This window comes from Streptomyces abyssalis, from assembly GCF_001751365.1.
Lineage (GTDB): Bacteria > Actinomycetota > Actinomycetes > Streptomycetales > Streptomycetaceae > Streptomyces > Streptomyces abyssalis.
The window spans coordinates 508,564-527,474 of sequence record NZ_LJGT01000037.1 but is presented as its reverse complement, the minus strand read 5'-3'; the positions used below and the strand labels follow the sequence as shown (position 1 = coordinate 527,474).

The 18,911-nt window shown below is 72.3% G+C and carries 17 protein-coding genes; 8 read left to right on the top strand and 9 right to left on the bottom strand.

Annotated features, from left to right (window positions below):
• The first annotated feature begins 59 nt into the window (after positions 1–59).
• A complete protein-coding gene (locus AN215_RS05495; protein ID WP_070009941.1) occupies positions 60–554 on the top strand; it encodes a hypothetical protein in 495 nt (164 codons plus the stop codon).
• A 171-nt stretch (positions 555–725) separates the two neighbouring features.
• Here the strand turns inward: AN215_RS05495 and AN215_RS05490 are convergent, their stop codons facing one another.
• A complete protein-coding gene (locus AN215_RS05490; protein ID WP_216093812.1) occupies positions 726–1,370 on the bottom strand; it encodes a nitroreductase family protein in 645 nt (214 codons plus the stop codon).
• Positions 1,371–1,617: 247 nt separating this feature from the next.
• Between AN215_RS05490 and AN215_RS05485 the strand changes: the two genes are divergently transcribed.
• The 4 genes from AN215_RS05485 (at position 1,618) to AN215_RS05470 (ending at position 6,079) form a co-directional block, all read left to right on the top strand.
• Positions 1,618–2,310, top strand: coding sequence for a FadR/GntR family transcriptional regulator (locus AN215_RS05485; RefSeq protein WP_070009942.1), 693 nt, complete (start codon positions 1,618–1,620; stop codon positions 2,308–2,310).
• On the top strand, positions 2,310–3,788 hold the full coding sequence (locus tag AN215_RS05480; RefSeq protein WP_070009943.1) for a tocopherol cyclase family protein: 1,479 nt from the start codon (positions 2,310–2,312) through the stop codon (positions 3,786–3,788). The genes AN215_RS05485 and AN215_RS05480 overlap by 1 nt, the downstream gene beginning before the upstream one ends.
• Positions 3,785–5,698 carry a GMC family oxidoreductase gene (locus tag AN215_RS05475; RefSeq protein WP_070009944.1) on the top strand — a complete coding sequence of 638 codons (1,914 nt, stop codon included), beginning with the start codon at positions 3,785–3,787 and terminating at the stop codon, positions 5,696–5,698. The genes AN215_RS05480 and AN215_RS05475 overlap by 4 nt, the downstream gene beginning before the upstream one ends.
• 87 nt (positions 5,699–5,785) lie before the next feature.
• Entirely contained in the window at positions 5,786–6,079 is a 294-nt protein-coding gene (locus AN215_RS05470; RefSeq protein ID WP_070009945.1) for a hypothetical protein, read from the top strand.
• A gap of 140 nt (positions 6,080–6,219) precedes the next feature.
• Here AN215_RS05470 and AN215_RS05465 read toward each other — a convergent pair whose 3' ends face one another.
• Together AN215_RS05465 and AN215_RS05460 are read right to left on the bottom strand one after the other, a co-directional pair.
• A complete protein-coding gene (locus tag AN215_RS05465; RefSeq protein WP_079122710.1) occupies positions 6,220–7,899 on the bottom strand; it encodes an FGGY-family carbohydrate kinase in 1,680 nt (559 codons plus the stop codon).
• Positions 7,900–8,003: 104 nt separating this feature from the next.
• Positions 8,004–8,585: a TIGR03086 family metal-binding protein gene (locus tag AN215_RS05460; protein ID WP_070010316.1), complete on the bottom strand. Its 582-nt coding sequence runs from the start codon at positions 8,583–8,585 to the stop codon at positions 8,004–8,006.
• A 206-nt stretch (positions 8,586–8,791) separates the two neighbouring features.
• On the opposite strand from AN215_RS05460, the gene AN215_RS05455 reads away from it, so the two are divergent.
• Entirely contained in the window at positions 8,792–9,916 is a 1,125-nt protein-coding gene (locus AN215_RS05455) for an MBL fold metallo-hydrolase (RefSeq protein WP_070009947.1), read from the top strand.
• A gap of 66 nt (positions 9,917–9,982) precedes the next feature.
• Here the strand turns inward: AN215_RS05455 and AN215_RS05450 are convergent, their stop codons facing one another.
• On the bottom strand, positions 9,983–10,885 hold the full coding sequence (locus tag AN215_RS05450; RefSeq protein ID WP_070009948.1) for a Sco1979 family transcriptional regulator: 903 nt from the start codon (positions 10,883–10,885) through the stop codon (positions 9,983–9,985).
• A 456-nt stretch (positions 10,886–11,341) separates the two neighbouring features.
• On the opposite strand from AN215_RS05450, the gene AN215_RS05445 reads away from it, so the two are divergent.
• Both AN215_RS05445 and AN215_RS05440 read left to right on the top strand, forming a co-directional pair.
• Complete coding sequence (locus AN215_RS05445) at positions 11,342–12,628, top strand: FAD-binding protein (RefSeq protein WP_070009949.1); 1,287 nt, start codon at positions 11,342–11,344, stop codon at positions 12,626–12,628.
• 128 nt (positions 12,629–12,756) lie between these two features.
• Positions 12,757–13,440 carry a DUF4230 domain-containing protein gene (locus tag AN215_RS05440; protein ID WP_070009950.1) on the top strand — a complete coding sequence of 228 codons (684 nt, stop codon included), beginning with the start codon at positions 12,757–12,759 and terminating at the stop codon, positions 13,438–13,440.
• On the opposite strand, the gene AN215_RS05435 is transcribed toward AN215_RS05440, so the two are convergent.
• The 5 genes from AN215_RS05435 to AN215_RS05415 all read right to left on the bottom strand — a co-directional run bounded on the left by AN215_RS05435 (position 13,415) and on the right by AN215_RS05415 (position 18,868).
• Positions 13,415–14,194, bottom strand: a complete 780-nt coding sequence (locus AN215_RS05435; protein WP_420856130.1) for a VanZ family protein — start codon at positions 14,192–14,194, stop codon at positions 13,415–13,417. The genes AN215_RS05440 and AN215_RS05435 overlap by 26 nt on opposite strands.
• A 119-nt stretch (positions 14,195–14,313) precedes the next feature.
• The gene (locus tag AN215_RS05430; RefSeq protein WP_070009951.1) at positions 14,314–15,120 is read right to left on the bottom strand and encodes an SAM-dependent methyltransferase; all 807 of its coding nucleotides are present in this window, start codon (positions 15,118–15,120) and stop codon (positions 14,314–14,316) included.
• Positions 15,121–15,247: 127 nt separating this feature from the next.
• On the bottom strand, positions 15,248–16,423 hold the full coding sequence (locus AN215_RS05425; RefSeq protein WP_070009952.1) for an acyl-CoA dehydrogenase family protein: 1,176 nt from the start codon (positions 16,421–16,423) through the stop codon (positions 15,248–15,250).
• A complete protein-coding gene (locus tag AN215_RS05420) occupies positions 16,420–17,991 on the bottom strand; it encodes a 3-hydroxyacyl-CoA dehydrogenase NAD-binding domain-containing protein (protein ID WP_070009953.1) in 1,572 nt (523 codons plus the stop codon). The genes AN215_RS05425 and AN215_RS05420 overlap by 4 nt, the downstream gene beginning before the upstream one ends.
• An 82-nt stretch (positions 17,992–18,073) precedes the next feature.
• Positions 18,074–18,868 (bottom strand): CoA-transferase subunit beta, encoded by a 795-nt coding sequence (locus AN215_RS05415; protein WP_070009954.1) that lies wholly within the window; start codon positions 18,866–18,868, stop codon positions 18,074–18,076.
• Between the last annotated feature and the right edge of the window lie 43 nt (positions 18,869–18,911).

Here is an 18,911-nt window from a genome sequence, read left to right as displayed (position 1 = left end):
AGGCATTTATGTACATATACCTTCCCTTCACTGTAGTTAATTCACTGAAGGGAACGGATGTGAAGACGAACAGGACGCAGATCGGTGTGGCACTGCTGGCGGCACTGGCCCTGGCAGGCGGGGGCACCGCGGTCGCCCAGGCCAACGACGGGTACGGAGACGGTGGTCACCACAAGGGCGGCCACAAGATCGTCGTGAAGGGAGACAACAACCAGCTGGTGCTGGGGAACCACAACAAGGTGGACGGCCGGGGAGACATCTCCGGCGACCCCGGAGCCGGCGAAGGCGACGAAGCAACCGCCCCGAGGGAGCCGTACGGCACGGTGCACAGGAACGTCGCCTATCTCTCGGAGCGGAGCGCGCCGAGGACCACCGCCACGGAGGTCGCGAGGTTCGGTCCCGACACCCAGGTCCCGCTCTCCTGCTGGGTGCCGGGCGAGAACGTCCACGGCAACACGACTTGGTACCGGGTCCGGGATGAGAACGAGTTCCGGACGGGATACGTCAGCGCCTACTACGTCACGCTCAAGGGTGCGATCAGCAGGTGCAGCTGATCGCCGGCTGGGTGCGGTGTCCTCGCCAGGGCATGTCACAGTCACAGGCCATGGAAATGAACGGCCCACCCGGCTGACCTCCCCGCACTGGGACACCGCGGACTCCGGCCGGCGACGGTGACACGTCGCCGGCCGGAGGGCCGTTCGGGGGCTCGCCGTCGCGGGCGAAGATCACCAGCCGTTCTCGTGCAGCACCTCCGACAGGGGCGCACGGGGCGCCGGCTTGAAGGTGTCGCCCGTGTAGTGGGCGGTCGGGATGAGGGCGGCCTGGCGGACGTTCGCCGGGAGGCCGAGGACACGGGCGACCTCGTCCTCGTACCGCAGATGCAGCGTGGTCCAGGCGGTGCCGAGGCCACGTGCTCTGGCCGCGAGCATGTAGCTCCAGGCCGCCGGCAGGACGGAGCCCCACAGGCCCGCCTGGTTGCCCTCGGGAAGGGTCTCGGAGGGGAGCTGGAGGCACGGGATCACCAGCACGGGGACTTCGCCCATGCGGTCCGCCAGATGAGCCACGCTGTCGTTGACCCGGGCCTGCACCCGTGAGCGTTCCGGGTCGTCCGCGTACAGGCGGCCGGCGGCGTTCGGCGAGTCGAGATAGGCGCGGCACGACTTCTGGTAGAGCGCGCCCACCTCCCGCCGGACCTCGGGGTCGGTGAGGACGAGCCAGTGCCAGCGCTGCGCGTTGGAGCCGCTGGGCGCCTGCAGGGCCGTCTCGATGCATTCGCGGACGAGGGCGGGGTCCACCGGCCGCTGAAGGTCCAGCCGCTTGCGGACGCTCCGGGTGGTGGTCAGCAGCTCGTGGGCGGTCAGTTCGGGCACGGCGGGCTCCTACTGTGCGGGTCGGGAATGCGCGCGGTCGGCCTCGGCCGGGGACCCGCGCATGGCTAACGCACGTTAACCGGGGGGTCGTTGGGGCGTCCAGCAGCCCTGGTTCCTGCTCGCCGCCTCGGCCCGCGTGACCGTCCTCGTCACAGCAGACCTCTTGTCCCCCTGGACTGTACGTGATTCAGTGGCTCATCCACTGAGTCACTGAGGAACACAGAGCCGTTGAGGAAGGTGCCGGGCCGTGGAGACCCTCCCCCGCGAGACGATCGTCGACGTACTGGAGAACAAGCTGCGCGAGGAGATCCTCACCGGGTCCCATCCGGCGGGCAGTTATCTGCCTCCCGAGCGCGAGCTGGCCGAGGGCTACGGCGTCACACGCACCACGCTCAAGCACGCCTTCGGCCGTCTCGTGCAGTCAGGGCTGCTCGAGACCCGGCACGGAGTCGGCACGCGCGTACGGGACTTCGTGCGGCTCGGCGGCGCCGACCTCCTGCCCATGCTGGTGCGGCACAGCCCCGAATGGCTGGGCGAGATCTTCGAAGTGCGGCGCAGCGTCGGGGCGTTGATCGCGGAGCGGGCCGCGGTGAAGGCCACGGCGCGGCAGCGTGAGGAGCTGCGCGGACTGCTCGCCGCCGTCGGCCAGGCCGAGGGCGGCGGCGACGTGCAGCTCGCCGACATCGAGGTGCACCGTGCGCTCGCCCGCGCGACCGGCAACCGTGTCTACACGCTGCTGACCAACACGCTCTTCAACGCGTACGTGCCGATGCGCGCCCATCTCGTCGGGCCGTTCCTCGACCCGGATGTGGCGCACGCGCGGCTCGCGCCCGTGGTCTCGGCGGTCGGTGAGGGCGACGCGAAGGGGGCACGTGAGGCGGCTGACGCCTATCTCGCCGCCACCGAACGCATCATGCTCGACGGCCTCGGGATCGCCTGATGGGCGCCGGCAGGGGGACCGCGTTCTCGGAGGTCATGTCCGGTTCCGTGCTTCTGGACGGGGAGAGCGGACCACGGGCGATGCGCCTGGATCTGTCCGTACGGGCCGAAGACGTGCTGCTCCCGCACCGCACCACCGAAGCCGTCGTGACCGGAAGGGTACGGATCGCCGGGCTGGCCGACGACGCCCGGGCCACGGGCGAGCTGGAGATCTCGCCACTCGCACGGCGCCGCATCCGCTACCGGATCGGCTTCACGGTGGGGAGCCGCCGCTACGTCCTCGACGGCTGGAAGTCGATATCCCTCGGCAGGCCGGTGAAGTCGATGACGCTCCTCCCGTTCTCGCTCTTCGAGGGCGACGCAGAAAGAGAGGGCGGCGCCGAGGGTCTGCCGGGGATGCACGGAGGGAGCGATGACGGGGGCGGCCGGGCACGGGCCGCCGGGACGGGAACGCTGCGCTTCCCCCTCACCACACAGCTCCTCCCCTTCCTCACCAGCTTCCGCTTCCCCCGCGCCGGGGGCGGCGCGGCGGCCCAGCTCGCACCGCGCTGGGACGGCGCCCCGGGTCGCACGGAGGTCTGGTACACGACCGTCACCGACCCGGCCACCCGCACCGGGCTGTGGCTGCACCACGAACTCGTCGCGCCGTCCGACGGCTCCGGCGCGTACGCGCACGGCTGGGTGGCCCGCTTCCCCGCCGACGGCGAAGGGCCCGTCGAGCACGCGCGGTTCGGGCCCGAGCCGTGGAAGCCGCCGCCCGCCGGAGAGGGCTTCGCGGCCGACGGCATCAAGTCCGGGCCGGGCGGACTCCGCGGCGCGGCGGGCCCGTTCCGCTGGGAGCTGGCCGAACGTCCCCTGGACGGGCCGCTGTTCACCTTCCCTCACTGGTCCTGGCGCCGGCAGCTGCTTCCGGCAGCGCAGATCGTTCCGGCGCCCCGCGCCTCCTACACGGGCACATTCGCCTATGAGGGCGGCGAGTTGCGGCTGGACGGCGCACACGGGGCGACCGCGAGGATCTACGGGCACGGCAACGCGCGCCGCTGGGCGTGGCTGCACGCGGACCTCGGCGGGGGTGACGTGCTGGAGATCGTCGCTGCGACCTCGATGCGCCCCGGGCTGCGGAGGCTGCCTCCGCTGGTGTTCCTGCGGCTGCGCAAGGACGGCCGCACCTGGCCCCGGCGGCCCGAGCGGACCGCGCTCGGCTGGGCGGGGCCGGGACGCTTCAAGGCGCGTGTGTCGCTGCCCACCTGGACGGTCACGGGCCGCTGCGGACTGCGCCGCATACGGGTCGAGGTGTCCCAGCCCGAGGAGCGCACCCTGGCCCTCGACTACACCGATCCCGACGGGAGCGGCGCCGTGTGCCGCAACAGCGAGACGGCGGACGCGCACATCCTGCTGGAGCGGTGGTGGGGGCGCTGGCGCAAGGAAGCGGAGTGGTCGCTGGACGGCACGGCGCACGCCGAGGTGGGTGACCGATGAGCGGCCCCGGTGACGGCGGACGCGAACGGCTCGGCGGGCTCGTCGCCGCGCTTCTCGCCGACGACGGCAGCAAGAGCTGGCCGGGCGCCGTGCCGCGCCGCCTCGGCTCCGTACTCGGCACGATGCCCGCACCCGCGCGGGCCGGTGTCCGCGCCGCGGCAGCCGCGGTCGACGCCTACGCCGCGCTCCGCACCGGCCGCCGGATGCGCGGCCTCACCCCTGACGAGCGGGAGACGGTGCTGGCGTCACTCGCCGCCCGCCCCTCGCTGCTGCCGGTGCTGGACGCGGTGAAGGTGCCGGTGATGCTCGCCGCCGGCACGGAGCGGATGCTCCACGAGGAGCCCGCGCCCACCGGGCAGGCAGCGCCCACCGGGCAGACGCCGCCGCCCGACGATCCGCCGCTGGACTGCGTGCCGTCCGTGGAGTGGCCGGACAGATCCTCGGCCGACGCCGTCGTCATCGGCTCCGGTGCGGGCGGTGCCATCGCGGCCCGCACGCTCGCGCGCGCCGGAATGAGGGTCCTCGTACTGGAGGAGGGGCGGCGGCACACCACCGCCGACTTCGGCCGCCGCGCGCCCCTCGACCGCTTCGGAGAGCTCTACCGCGACGGCGGCGGCACCGTGGCACTGGGCAACCCGCCCGTCGTGCTGCCAGTCGGCCGCGCCGTCGGCGGGACCACGGTCGTCAACTCCGGTACGTGCTACCGCACTCCGGACCGTGTGCTGACCCGCTGGCGCGATTCGTACGGGCTGTCCTTCGCCGACCGGGCCGCCTTCGGCGAATGTCTCGACGAGGTCGAACGCACCCTGCAGGTCGCCACCGCCCCGCTCGACGTACTCGGGCGCAACGGGCGCACCGCGCTGCTCGGAGCGGAACGGCTCGGCTGGCAGGCGGCGCCGCTGCGCCGCAACGCGACCGGCTGCAAGGGCTCCTGCCAGTGCGTCGTGGGCTGCCCGACGGGAGCGAAGCAGAGCGTGCAGCTGTCGGTGCTGCCCGACGCGTGCGCGGCGGGAGCGCGGATCGTCACCCAGGCGTATGTGCAGCGCATCCTGGTCGAGAAGGACCGCCCGGGTGGTCCGCGGGCGTGCGGCGTGGCCGTACGCCGCCCGGACGGCAGCGAGTTGGAGATCCTCAGTCCGCTCGTGGTGGTCGCCGCGGGCGCCCTGCACTCGCCGCCGCTGCTGCGCCGCTCAGGGCTGGGCGGCCATCCCCGCCTCGGGCGCAATCTCGCGATCCATCCCGCGGCCAGCGTGGCGGGACGCTTCGCCGAGCCGGTCACCGCCTGGCGGGGCGTGCTGCAGAGCGTCGGCGTGGAGGAGCTGCACGACGACGGCATCCTCATCGAGGCCACGGCCGGGCCGCCCGGCATGGGATCGTTCGTGCTTCCCGGGGTGGGACGCGCCCTGCGCCGGGAGCTGGACGGCGCCGAGTCGCTCGCCACGCTGGGCGCTATGATCGCGGACCTGCCGTCGGGCCGAGTCCTGGGAGCCAGGCGTACGCTGCTGCGCTACGACTTGGCCCGCCGGGACGGGGAGCGGCTGATGCGCGCCGTCGAGGCGATGGGGAGGGTGCTTTTCGCGGCGGGCGCGGACGAGGTCCTCACGGGAATCCCCGCCGCGCCGAAGGCGTACTCGCAGGATCAACTCCGGGAGCTTCTGCGGGGGTTGAGCGCCAAGCAGCTGCATCTGTCGGCCTTTCACCCCACCGGCACGGTGGCACTGGGCGCCGATCCGCAGACCGCTCCGGCGGACACCGCGGGACGGCTGCGCGGCGTACAAGGGGTGGTGATCGCCGACGGGTCCGCGCTTCCGAGCTGCCCGGAAGTGAATCCACAGCTGACGATCATGGCCACTGCCCTGGCCGTCGGCAGGGCGGCGGCAGAGCCGGCCGGGGTGGCACGGAGTGCCTAATCCACCCCCGAACCTGCCTGCCCGGGTGAGGGGTTGGCACGATGGTGGTGTAGATGTGCACCGAGCCGTACCGATACGGGGAGAAGGATGAAGAAACGGAAACTGGCAGTTCGTCTCGCCGCACCCTGCGCACTCGCCGTCGCCGCCATCGCCATCCCCTCCGTCGGCGGCACTGCGCAGGCGGGAGCGATCTGCGAGGTGGTGCACGACAAGGCGCCGCGCTACGCGGCCGACCGGGCCGGCAGCAAGTTGCTCGGCACCATGCGGGCAGGCGAGGACGTCGCCGCCACGGAGTCGGTCCGCCTGTGGCGCGTCTTCCGCGCCGACACCGGTGAACCTCTGGGCCACATGCGCCAGTCGGACCTCAACTGCGGCGGCTGAGACCGGAAGTCCCGCCGCCGCGCGGTGAGTTGAGCACCGGCGGTCGTCAATCACCGCGGTGAGTTGAGCACCACGATGACCGTCCGCTCCGCCGCGCTGGCGCCCGCCCCGTCCGACGCGAGCGCGAACCGGCGGCCCGCTCAGGGAACTTCTGCCTCTCTTGCCTCTCCTTCCGGCCTTGCCTGTCTTTCCTGTGGCGCTTGCGGTCTCTCCGGCGGGTGCTGACGACGCGGGCCCGTGGACTGCCGGGTCACCCGGGGCAGGAACCGGTCCCTGTAAGCGTCGCGGTGTGCCGCGGCGGCCGGGCCGTGGGTTCGTACGGACGTGCTCGCGGGCCGGATACCGGCGGGCGCGATGCCGATGGCGGCTCCGCCCCATGCAGCCGCTCCCAGGGCGGCCGCTTCGGGCTCGGTGCAGACCTCCGTGGCCCACGGCGTGACGGCGGCTTTCAGCGCGGTCCATGTGCGCTGCCGGGTGGAGCCGCCGAGGAGTGTGACCGCCTGCGGCGGGGAGCCCGTCAGCTCCGCCTGTACGTCGGCCATCCAGCGTGCCTGGTATGCCGCTCCCTCCAGCAGGGCGAGCGCCAGGTCGGCGGGCCCGTGGCGGGCGGCCATGCCGTGCACGGCGAGGCGTGCGGCGGGGTCGGGGTGCGGCGCGCTGCGCCCCTGGAGGTAGGGCTCGACGGTGATGCCGCTGGGCAGGGCTGGGGCGGACCCGTGCGGCCGGCGGCCGCAGCGTTCGACGAGACGGGCGAACTCCTCGTAGCGGACCGAGGGTTCGGCTGATTCAGCCGGCCCGCCTGCCCGTCTCGTTCCGGGCCCGTGGAGGAAGCGGTCGCAGAACCACTCGACCAGCGCCCCCGAACTCGCCATCCCGGCGATGGTGACCCAGTGTTCGCCGTCCGCGTGACGGCCCCAGGACATTCCCTCCGCCGCCGCGGCGGGACGGTCCGGCGGCGCTGCCGAGACCGTGAGCACCGCTTCGGCGGTGCCCATGGAGTCGGCCGCCAGCCCCGCGCTGCGTGCGCCCGCGGTCCATGCTCCGACGAGATGGTCGTGTCCGGCGACGACTACGTGTGCGCCGGCGCGCAGCCCCAGACGGCGTGCCGTGGCGCGGGTGACGGCTCCCACGGGACGGCCCGGCGGGTGCACGTGCGGCATGTGAGCGGGTGTCAGCCCGGCCTCGGCGAGCAGTTCGGCGCTCCACCGTCCCGCGGCGCCGTTCGTTCCGGGTTCCCAGGCCATGCTGCGTTGGGCGAACGTGGCGTCGGTGCCCACCCGTCCGGTCAGCGCGCGGGCCACCAGGTCGGCCGCGCCTGCCCACTGCCGCATGCGGCTCAGCCGCTCCGGGTGGTGTTCGCGCAGCCAGCACCAGCGAGCCAGGGGGACCTTGGGGCTGGGCAGCACGCCGGTGCGGGAGTGCAGTTCGGCCGCACCGTACTTGCGGCGCAACGTTTCGGCATGCGCGGCGGGCGCCGGGTCGTCCCACGCGAGTACGGGTCCGAGCGGCGCCCCGTGCCGGTCGAGCGGTACACCGGTCTCGGCCATGCCGGTCAGTCCGATCGTGGTGGGAGCGCGGCCCGCGGCCCTGGCACAGTCGGTGAGTGCGCCGAGTGCGGCTGCGGTCAACTCGTCCGCGTCGTAGGTGTGTTGACCGGGATCGCCGGGAGTGGCGCGGTGGGCACGGGCCAGCACGGTGCCGTCGGGGGTACAGAGCAGCGCCTTGCAGTGGGTGCTCCCGATGTCGATGCCGGCAAGCAATGGTGTGTCAGGACGGGAGCGGCGGGCGGTTCCGGACCGGGGGTTCGTGTCGCTTGTCATGTCACCTCCCCCCGGTCCTTACCCCGCTTGCCGCCTCCGCTCTCCCACGGCAGGCTGCCGGCCGGGCGCCGGGCGTCTCCGCGCGCTCCGTTCTCCGCGCCGGATCAGCGGGTCTCCGGCCTCCAGTCCGGACGGCGGCCGCCGAGGGCCACGGCGCGCTCAAGCAGCGAGGAGTCATCGGGCACCTGGACGACGGGCCCGAACATCGAGCCCCTCTCCTCGGCCGACTGCGACTCCGAGAGCATGCCGATCGACGCCCGCAGGCTGCCGGGGTCGCCGCGGTAGTCCTGCCCCGTGGCCCGTGCCAGGTCCCAGCCGTGCAGGACGAGCTCGTTCAGCGCGACCAGACCGGCGAGCTCCCCCGGCAGCGTGACGCCGCCGGCCTGCGTCTCCCCCTCCCAGGCGGACTCGCTGCGCCAGGCGGCGGCGAGCTCGTCGAGCTGAACGGGCAGACGGCTGCGCCAGTCGTCCGGCAGCTGCGGAAGGGACGCGCCGGGGTCCTGGTCCGTGCCGGCGCCCAGGTTCTTCGCGGCAGCGTCGGTGAATGCCTGGCTGAGACCGTACAGATGGCCCAGCAGCTCCCGCACGGAATAGGTCTCGCACGGTGTCGGCGCCGCGAGCTGGTCGTCACGGACCCCGTCGACCAGTGCCTTCACCTCGCGTGCCTGCGGTCCCAGATCGAGCATCGTCGTCACTGTCCACTCACTCTCTGCCTCCGGGGTTGCTCACGGGACCGGGGAGGGGACCCAGGCGGCACGGCCGGGCGGCGACACCGCTGGCTTCCCAGTGCCGGTCCCATGTGCAGACCGGCCGTATCCGTGGAACTCATCGCCGGGGAACAAACCGGGCACGGGGTGGCGTTGTCGTGGCATCGACAGAACGGGAGACCTCCATGAGCGGCGTACTCGGCTTCAACCCTCTCGCCTTCGGCGCGGAGCCCTCGGGTGAGCGTCTGGCCCGCATCGAGCGGTCGCCGAACTACGACGCCGGGCTGGGGGCCTTCCGCAATCCGCTGCCCGCGGGCACCACGCCGAGGGCCGTACGGGGCCGCCGGGAGATGCTGAAGGCCCTGCTCAGCCGCGAGGGCCGCAGACCCGACGGTCCCATTCCGCTCGCCCGCCCCGACCTGACCTCCCCGCCCGCCTCCGGGCTGCGTCTGACCTGGCTCGGGCACGCCACCGTCCTCGCGGAGATCGACGGCCGGCGAGTGCTGTTCGACCCGATGTGGGGCAAGCGCTGCTCGCCCTTCTCCTTCATCGGGCCGCGCCGCCTCCACGCAGCTCCCGTGCCGCTCGCCTCACTCGGGCGGCTCGACGCCGTCGTCGTCTCGCACGATCACTACGACCACCTGGATCTGCCCACCATCCGTGAACTCGCCGCGAGCGACGTGCCGTTCGCGGTGACACTCGGCGTCGGCGCGCACCTGGAGAGGTGGGGCGTGCCACCGGAGCGGTTCACCGAGCTGGACTGGCACGAGTCGACGGAGATCGCCGGGCTGAGGCTCACGGCCACCCCCGCCCGGCACTTCTGCGGCAGAGGGCTGCGCAACAAGCAGCGCACCCTGTGGGCGTCGTGGACGGTGACGGGCCCGGAGCACCGGATCTTCCACAGCGGCGACACGGGCTACTTCCCGGGGTTCGCCGAGATCGGCGCCGAGTACGGACCGTTCGACGCCACGATGATCCAGGTGGGTGCGTACAGCGAGTTCTGGCCCGACATCCACATGACACCGGAGGACGGGCTGCGCGCCCACCTCGACCTGACCGGCCCGGCCGGCGCGATGCTGCCGATCCACTGGGGCACCTTCAACCTCGCCCCGCATCCCTGGGCCGAGCCCGGTGAGCGCGTCCTGGCCGTCGCGGCGGACGCCGGCGTACGGGCCGCGCTGCCGTTGCCGGGCGGCAGCTTCGAACCGTCCGCGCCCGTGCTGCCCGGCGCCCCGTGGTGGCGCGGCCTTGCCGAGGGGCGGAGCGCCACGTCGGCGGGGCCCCTGGAGGCCCAGGTCCGGCAGCCCTGAACGGTGGGAGGCCCGGGGGCCGGGCCTCCCACCCACGCCCGTGGGCCTCCACCCGGCCGCGAATCATCAGAGTTCGTCGAGCATCCCGAGCAGGATCGCGCGCGTCTCCCGTGCCGGTGCCGCGTCGGTCACCAGACGGTCGATGACGTGGCGGTAGTACTCGACCTCCTCCCGCTCGGCCGGGTAGGCGGCGCCGATGAGCTGCTCCAGATAGATCACGTCGGGCAGCTCACGCTCGGGCAGCCGCAGCAGCGTGACCGGCCCGCCGGCCGCGGCGTGACCGCCGGCCGCGAACGGCATGACGTGGATCGTGACGTGCGGCAGTTCGCACGCGGCGATGAGATGTTCCAGCTGGCCGCGCATGGTGGCGGTGCCGCCGACGGGGCGGCGCAGTGCCGCCTCGTCGATGACGGCCCACAGGTGCGGGGGCTGTGAGCAGTGGAGGATGCGCTGGCGCAGCATGCGCAGTTCGACGCGCCGCCTGATCTGCGCGCCGGGGCCGGCCGTACGTCCGAGTCCGACGACGGCGCGGGCATATTCGGGGGTCTGCAGCAGCCCGGGGACGAACTGCACCTCGTAGCTGCGGATGACGCATGCGGCCTGTTCCAGCCCGAGGTAGGTGCGGAACCAGTCGGGCACGATGTCCTGGTACGCGTGCCACCAGCCCGGAGCGTTGGTCTGCGCCGCCAGGGTCTGCAGCGTGGCGTACTCGGTCTCGTCGGTGATCCCGTAGATGGTCAGGAGGTCGGTCACGTCCCGCTCGCGGAAACCCCGGCGGCCACGCTCCAGCTGGGCGATGGCGGCCTCGGAGGCCCTGATGGCCTCACCGGCCTCCTGGCGGGATATGTACTGTGCCTCACGCAGTCTGCGCAACCGCTCTCCCAGCACCAGGCGGGGCACGGCGGGCCCCGGCGGCCGGTCCGGTATGCGGCGGTCGGGCAGGCCGCCCGAAATCTCAGTGATGCGCATGCCTCAGCTCCCCGTGCTGTGAACGCATGGGCCTCGCCACGGTGACCATGCGTGTCCGCTCCGGTCCACTCCTCCTCGCGCCGCGCGAGGGGTACGTTTCCACGGCACTGTCCGTCCTCATTCCCGCACATGCCTCTGTCCAGTCCCCGCCACCGGGTCACTGGGGGGCGAGACCGTTGCGCATGTTGCACAAGGGAAGGAATGTACGTTGTGTGGCGTGGATCGGCCAATCCCAGAGGCCGAAATATTTCCCCACGGTCCGCACTCCGCACAACCCCGGCCAATTCCGGCCCCGGAGAGGCCGGTTGACGCCCCATGGCCGGATCCGCGCCATCGGAACCAGGGCGCGCCCGCGAGGTGGCGTCGTCCTCCCCCGGGTCTTCGGCCCAGAAGGCCCTCCCCCTCCCGCAGCCCGGGCGGGAGACTGCGGACACGCCCCGACCCCCAGGAACGCGCATGACTGTCTCCGGCCCCGCATCAGGCCCTCCCGTCCGGAACTGGGCGGGCAACACCGAGTTCAGCGCCCACCGGGTCCAACGCCCGGAATCCGTCGAGGAGTTGCAGCACATCGTCGGTGCCGCCCACCGGGTGCGCGCGCTCGGCACCGGCCACTCCTTCAACCGCGTCGCCGACACCCGCGGGGACCTGGTGCGGCTGGACTGCCTGCCGCCTGTCGTGGACGTCGACCCGGAGGGCTCCACGGTCACCGTCGGTGCCGGAATGCCGTACAGCGAAGTGACCGCCGTCCTGCACGCATCCGGCCACGCGCTGGCCAACCTGGCGTCGTTGCCGCACATTTCGGTGGCGGGCTGCTGCGCGACCGGCACCCACGGCTCGGGCGACTCGGAGAGGTGCCTGGCCGCTGCGGTGACGGAGATCGAACTCATCGGCGCGGACGGGGAGCTGTCGCGGCTCAGCCGACGGAGCGACCCGGAGCGCTTCCCCGGCTCCGTCGTCGCGCTGGGCGCCCTCGGCATCGTCACCCGGCTGACGCTCCGCGTCGAGCCGGCCTTCGAGGTCACGCAGCACATCTACACGGGCGTCCGGCTCACGGAGTTGGCGGCACGCTTCGACGAGATCTACGGATGTGCCTACAGCGTCAGCGCGTTCACCGACTACCGCAGCGGCGAGGCGCGGGTGTGGGTCAAGCGCCGTACGACGGAACGGGACGGTCGCGTGCGGCCGCCCGGCTGGACGGGTGAGACCCCGGCGGACGAGGCCCACCACCCCATCCCCGGCATCCCCGCCACACACTGCACCCAGCAGCTGGGCGTGCCCGGGCCCTGGTTCGAGCGGCTGCCGCACTTCCGGCCGGAGTTCACGCCCAGCAGCGGCGACGAGCTGCAGTCGGAGGTGCTGCTGCCCCGCGCCGCCGCCCCCGAGGCGCTGGAGGCGCTGCGCTCCCTCGGGGAACGTGTCGCGCCTGTGCTGCGGATCTCGGAGGTGCGCACCGTCGCCGCCGACGACCTGTGGCTGAGTCCCGCTTCCGGACGTGACTGCGTCGCCTTCCACTTCACCTGGGTCAAGGACCCCGGGGCCGTACTGCCGGTGGTGGCCGCCGTCGAGGAGAAGCTGCTGCCGCTGGGCGCCCGGCCCCACTGGGGCAAGCTCACCGCCATGGAGCCTGAACGGATCGCGTCGCTGTACGAACGGGCCGCGGATTTCCGGCAGTTGGTACGTGAGCGGGACCCGCGGCGCGTCTTCGCCAACGACTTCGTGGACGAGGTCTTCGGCCTCGGCTGACCGAACCGGCCACCCCGTCGGTGATGTTGCCGTCCGCGCCGCGCGGGGACTGCCGACCATGAACCGCCGGGTGCCGGGGCAACCGGAGGGTGTCGTCAGTACCACCGGTGCTCCGAAGGGACGGTCAGATGTCATCCGTGCAGCGCCCAGCCGGTACCCGCAAGCGCCCGCCGTGGTGGGTCGTGGTCTCCATGACCATGGTCCTGGTGCTCCTCGTGCTCCTGCTCGGGGGAATGCTGAACCTCCTGCCGAAGGCGAGCAATCCGTTCGCGACCGAGACCAAGGACCGGACCGGGCCCGTGCTGCTCAAGTCGATCCAGGACATGAGCCGTTACGAGGCGGCGTCCGGCAGTTTCCAGGTCGTCGTCGACCTGGACAAGGACGCCAAGTTCCTGCCGGACGCGGTGCGCGGCAACCGCACCCTCTTCGTCGGCAAGGGCGAGGTCGGTGCATACGTGGACCTGGGGAACGTCGGGGAGGAGGCGGTGAAGGTCAACCGCGACCGCACGGCGGCGACCCTCGAACTCCCCCGTGCCCGCCTCGAGAAGCCGGCGCTGGACGCGGAACGATCGTACGCCGTGACGAAGCAGCGCGGCCTGCTCGACAGGCTCGGTGACTTCTTCTCCGACAACCCCAACGACGAGCGCGAGGTACACAAGCTGGCCGTCCGCCACATCGGCGAGGCCGCCGGGAAGAGCGACCTCACCGAGCGGGCGGAGAAGAACACGCGGAACATGCTGCGGGAGCTGCTGGTCTCGCTGGGCTACGAGAAGGTGTCCGTCCGCTTCACGGACGGCCACGGGAAGCACTGACCGTCTTGCGGTGCCACCAGTGGCGCCGGCGCGGGTGCACGGCGCGGCCGAGGCGGCGCCCGATGATCAGGTAACCGAGCAGGGCGCCCGTGGTGTTGAGGATGACGTCGTCGATGTCGAAGGCCCGGCCCTGTACGAGGGCACCCTGGACCAGTTCCACCAGCAGCATGACCAGCGCCGTCGCCACCATCACCCGGAGCAGGCCGCGGGTGCGCGGCACGAGGGCGGGCAGCAGCGCGCCGAAGGGCATGCCGAGCACGATGTTGCCGCCGAGCTGCTTGACGGTGTCGCGGAGGGCCGGCTGCGCGAGGTAGTTGCGGATCGAGTCACCGGGGCGCAGGTTGCTGTGCACGAGCGACTCGGAAGCGGCCGAGGGCGCGAGCGTCAGCTTCGACAGGACGACGGCGAAGCCCACCATCGCGGCGAACGCCGCGAGCAGGATCAGCACCCGCCAGACGACGGGCAGCTGGTGCTGCCTGAGGTAGGCGTCCAGAACCGGCCGTTTGCCCGTTCTGGACGTCTTCTTCTTCGCGGACGGCTTCTTCGCCGCCGGTCCCTTCGTGGCCGTCTTCTTCGTCGCCGGGCTCTTCCCGGCCGACTTCTTCGCGCCTGCCTTGCCCGCAGCGGTGTTGTTCGCCCCCTTCTGCTTGGGCTTGCCCGCCGCTGTCTTCTTCCCGGCCGGCTTCCGGGTCGCCGTCCGGCTCCCTGCGCTCCGGCCCGGCCTGCCTGCCGCTGCCTTCGCCTTTTCCGTCATCCCGTTCAGAAAGTTCTGCACCTGCTTGCACCCCCGGAGGGCCTCGGTACTGTCTGGCCTGCAGTTACCCCCGGTGGAACGAAGCATGCGCCGCACTGCCGCGGCCGCACCCCGCGTGATCAGGGCTTGCGCGCGACCCCTCCGTAGACGGGGAACTCCGCGTCGGTGATGTCCGCCTGCGCCTCGTCGCCGTCATGCCGCCACCTGTGGGCCACGACAACGCCCGGGTCGACGAGTTCCAGCCCTTCGAAGAAGCGGTTCACCTCCGAGCTTGAGCGGATCTGGCCCTCCGCCACCGTCGACTGGTACGCCTCGGCCACACGCGTCAGCAGGTCCGGGTCGAAGTCGGCGGTCGCGTGCGAGACGACCAGGTAGCTGCCCGACGGCAGGGCGTCCATGTATCTGCGCACGATGTCGTACGCGCCCCGCTCGTCGGTGATGAAGTGCAGCAGCGCGATCAGCGACAGCGCGACCGGGCGTCCGAGGTCGAGCGTCTCCCCCAGCTCGGGAGAGGCGAGGATGCTCTCGGGTTCGGTGAAGTCGGCCTGCAGATAGGCGGTACGGCCCTGCGGAGTGCTGCTCAGCAGTTCCTGCGCGTGCGCGAGCACGATCGGGTCGTTGTCCACGTAGACGGCCCTGGTCTCGGGAGCCACCGCCTGGGCGACCTGGTGGAGGTTGGGTTCGGTCGGTATGCCCGAGCCGATGTCCAGGAACTGCCGCACGCCGGCCTCGTTCGCGAGCCAGCGCGTCGCCCGGTGCATGAACTCGCGGTTGAGCCGGGCGCCCAGCACGACTCCGGGCCACACCCTTACGACGCGTTCGGCCGCGGCCGCGTCCGCCTCGTAGTGGCTCTTGCCGTTCAGCCAGTAGTCGTAGACACGTGCCGGGTGGGGCCTGCTGATGTCGATCTCGTCGTTGGCGGTCACTGCTCTCCCCTGTGCGCGCGGTCGCCGGCGACACACCTTCTCACCGATGGGCCGCCCGGACAGCCCCTGGTCCGGCCGGAAAACGCACTCTCACGCGTTCTCCGGCGCTCTCACCCGTTCTCCGGGCTCACGTCATCGCGTCGACGCCGGTCAGCGCGCGGCCGATGATCAGCTTCTGGACCTGGCTGGTGCCCTCGTAGAGAGTGAGCACCCGGGCGTCCCTGAGGTACTTGCCGACGGGGTACTCGTCTATGAAGCCGTAACCGCCGAAAGTCTGCAGGCAGTTGTTCGTGACTCGCACGGCCGTCTCACTCGCGTGGTATTTGGCGACGGACGCGTCCGTCGCGTACTCCTTCGGTGACGCGCCCGCGTCGGCCATGCGCGCCACCTGGCGGGTGAGCAGCCTGGCCGCCCGTATGTCCACCTCGGAGTCGGCAAGCAGCTCCTGCACCAGCTGGAACGAGGCGACCGGCCGCCCGAACTGCTCGCGCTGCGTCGCGTACCCGACGGCGGCGTCGAGCGCCGCCTGTGCGAGGCCGACCGCGCCGGCCGCGACGGAGATCCGTCCGCGGGAGAGCGCGCCGAGCGCGATGCCGAGTCCGCGGCCGGTCTCGCCGAGGCGGGCCGAGTCCGGCACCCGTACGCCCTCGTAGGCGAGTTCGGCCGTGGCCTGACCGCGCAGGCCGAGCTTGCCGTGGATCTCCGTGGCGGTCAGACCGGGGGTGCCGGCGGGCACGAGGAACGCGGTGATGCCGTTCTCGCTCGTACGGGCGAAGGTCAGCGCGACGTCGGCGACGGTGCCGTTGGTGATGAACATCTTGCTGCCGTCGATGACCCAGTCGCCGCCGTCGCGCGTGGCCCGGGTGCTCAGCGAGCCGGCGTCGGAACCGGTGCCGGGTTCGGTCAGCGCGAAGCAGCCCAGCGCCTCGCCGCTGGCCAACCGCGGTATCCACTCCTCGCGTTGAGCCTCGGTGCCGTGGGAGACGATGGTCTTCGTGACGAGGCCGAGTGAGACGGAGACGATGCCGCGCACGGCGGAGTCACCACGTCCGAGCTCCTCGGTCGCCAGGACGTACGAGAGCAGATCCGCCTCGGTCCCGCCGTAGCGTTCGGGGACGGTCAGCCCGAGGAAGCCCAGCTCCCCGAGGCGTCGGGGGATGCCCGGGTCCACGCGTTCCGCGCGGTCCCATTCGCGGGCGTACGGTGCGATCTCGGCGTCCACGAAGTCCGCGGCCATGGCGCGGATGTCGCGCTGCGTCTCGGTGAGGCCGAAGTCCCGGCCCGTGAAGTCCCGTCCCGTCATGGGGAGTTCTCCTCGAAGTGCCCGGCGAGCGGGATGTCGGGGGCGGTGAGCGGCAGGCCGAGCTGCGCGCGCTCGGCGATCCAGCGCGGCGGCCGGTAGCGGGGATCGCCGGTGGCCGTGAGCAGTGCCCGCTGCAGGCCGAGCATCCGGGCGGCACCGATCCGCTCGCCCCAGGCCAGCGGCCCGTACGGGTAGCCGAGCCCGGCGGTGACCGCCAGGTCGATGTCCTCGGGAGCGGCGATGTGGCGCTCGGCGATGGAGGCGGCGACCGAGACGACGGACGCGAGCAGGCGCTGCGCGACGGAGCCCGCGGTGTCCCGTACGACGGTGACCTCCGCGCCGGTGGCGGCGAGGACGGCTGCCGCGTCGCGTACCGCCCCGGGCTCCGAAGCGGGCGTCACGGCGAGCACGAAGCGGCCGGTGTCCGCGGACAGCGGGTCGATGCCGAGGGCGCGACCGGCGGGCAGGCCCTGTGCGGCGACCGCCGCCGCGACAGTGCCGCCCCACGTGGGCACGAGCAGCAGGGGCTCCGGGCGGGAGCCGTCCCCGCTCCCGGTGCCGTCCCGGCCCTGGCCTCCCGGCACCGTGCGGCCGTCGAGCAGGGCGCTCACCGCGTCGGCGTCGGGCCCCTCGCCCACGACGGCGACCGGCCGTGCGGCGTCGCCGCCGGCGGGGGGCGGCGTGGGCGCGGCGGCGTCGCCGGGGGCGTCGGGGCCGTAGGGGTAGAAGCCGCGCCCGGTCTTGCGGCCGTGCAGCCCGGCGGCGACCCGGTTCGCCGTCAGGTACGAGGGCCGCAGCCGGTCGGAGTGGCGGAAGCCGCGCCAGACGGTCTCGATGACGGACGCGGTCACGTCGAGACCGGTGAGGTCCATGAGTTCGAACGGGCCCATCCGCAGGCCGAGTACGTCGCGGGCGATCGCGTCGAGGTCCGCGGGCGGCGCGACGGACTCCTCCAGCAGCGCCAGCGCCTCGGTGACGAGCCCGCGCCCCGCGTGGTTGACGAGGAACCCGGGCGTGTCCGCCACGGTCACGGCCCGGTGTCCGCAGCCCTCGACGAACTCGGTGAGGAACCCGGGGAGGTCCTCGCGGGTCGCCGCGCCCGGCACGACCTCGGCGATCTTCATCAGGGGTACGGGGTTGAAGAAGTGCAGCCCGGCCAGACGGGAGGGGTCGGCCAGCCGCGATCCGATCTCCGTGACGGACAGGGAGGAGGTGTTGGTGGCGAAGACGGTGGTTTCCGGGAGCACCTTCGTGAGCTCCGTGAAGACGGAGGTCTTCGTCTCCAGGTCCTCGCGTACGGCCTCGATGACGAGGGCGGGAGCCTCGTCGCCCGCCGGCGCCGTGAACGGCGAGCCGAGGGGCACGAGCCGCTCCCGGGCGGAGGCGGCTTCGTCCGCGCTCATCCGGCCCTTCTGCGCGGCCCGTTCCAGCATTCCGGTCACGAACGCGACCGCCTCGGTGACCGACTCCTCGCGTGCGTCCGCGAGTTCGACGGTGTGGCCTGCCGTCGCGGCCCACTGTGCGATGCCGCGGCCCATGACGCCCGTGCCGACGATTCTGATGCGCATGTCTTCTCCAGCCTCCGCTCCCCCGGCGCCCACGCGCCGTCCCCGTATCCTCGCCGTGCCGTCCGGTCGGCGCGGATGCCGGTCAGCGCAGATATACGCGCTCGGGGTCGACGTCGTCACGCAGCAGGGCCAGTTCGGCGTCCCCGGGCGGCTCGATGACGCTCAGGTCGTCGGCGACCTGGAGATCCCAGCCGGTGCCGGCCTTGACGTCCTCGGCCGTCACGCCCGGGTGCAGGGCGGTCAGTTTCAGCTCCTCGCCGACGCCTTCGCGGGCGAGGATGCCCAACTCCGTGATGACCCGGGTGACTCCGGCGCCCAGCGGCCGTATCCCGTCGGCGAGCGCCCGGTCCGGCCCCGGCGAGGTGCAGAAGTCGAGCTCCTCGGTGAAGGAGCGCGGGTCGTGACGGCGCATGACCACGAACACCTCACGGGAGTTGGCCATGACCTCGTTCGCGCCGCCCGATCCGGGCAGCCGTGCCTTGGGGTGGTGCCAGTCGCCGATGACGGACGAGTTGAGGTTGCCCCACTTGTCGATCTGGGCGGCACCGAGGAAACCGACGTCGATGTGCCCGCCCTGCAGGACGGAGCCGAAGAGCGTGGGCATCGGAATCACCGCTTCGGCGCCGGTGATGAGCACGGCGTCCGCGATGGTCTCGGGCAGATGCGAGGGATGCGCGCCGCACACCCCGGACTCGTAGACGATCTCCAGGCCGGGCGCGACGGTGAGATGGGCGAGGGAGGCGGCGAGTGTGGGCAGCCCGATTCCGGCGAACACGGTGCGCCTGCCCGCCAGTTCGCGGGAGGCGACGACGGAGAGCAGCTCGGAGGAGGTCACGGCTGCGGCTGATCCGGTGTTCTCGCTGGTTCCAGTGGTCATCTGCGGGCTCACTTCCGTGCGTTCGGGAGTGCGGGACGGTCGG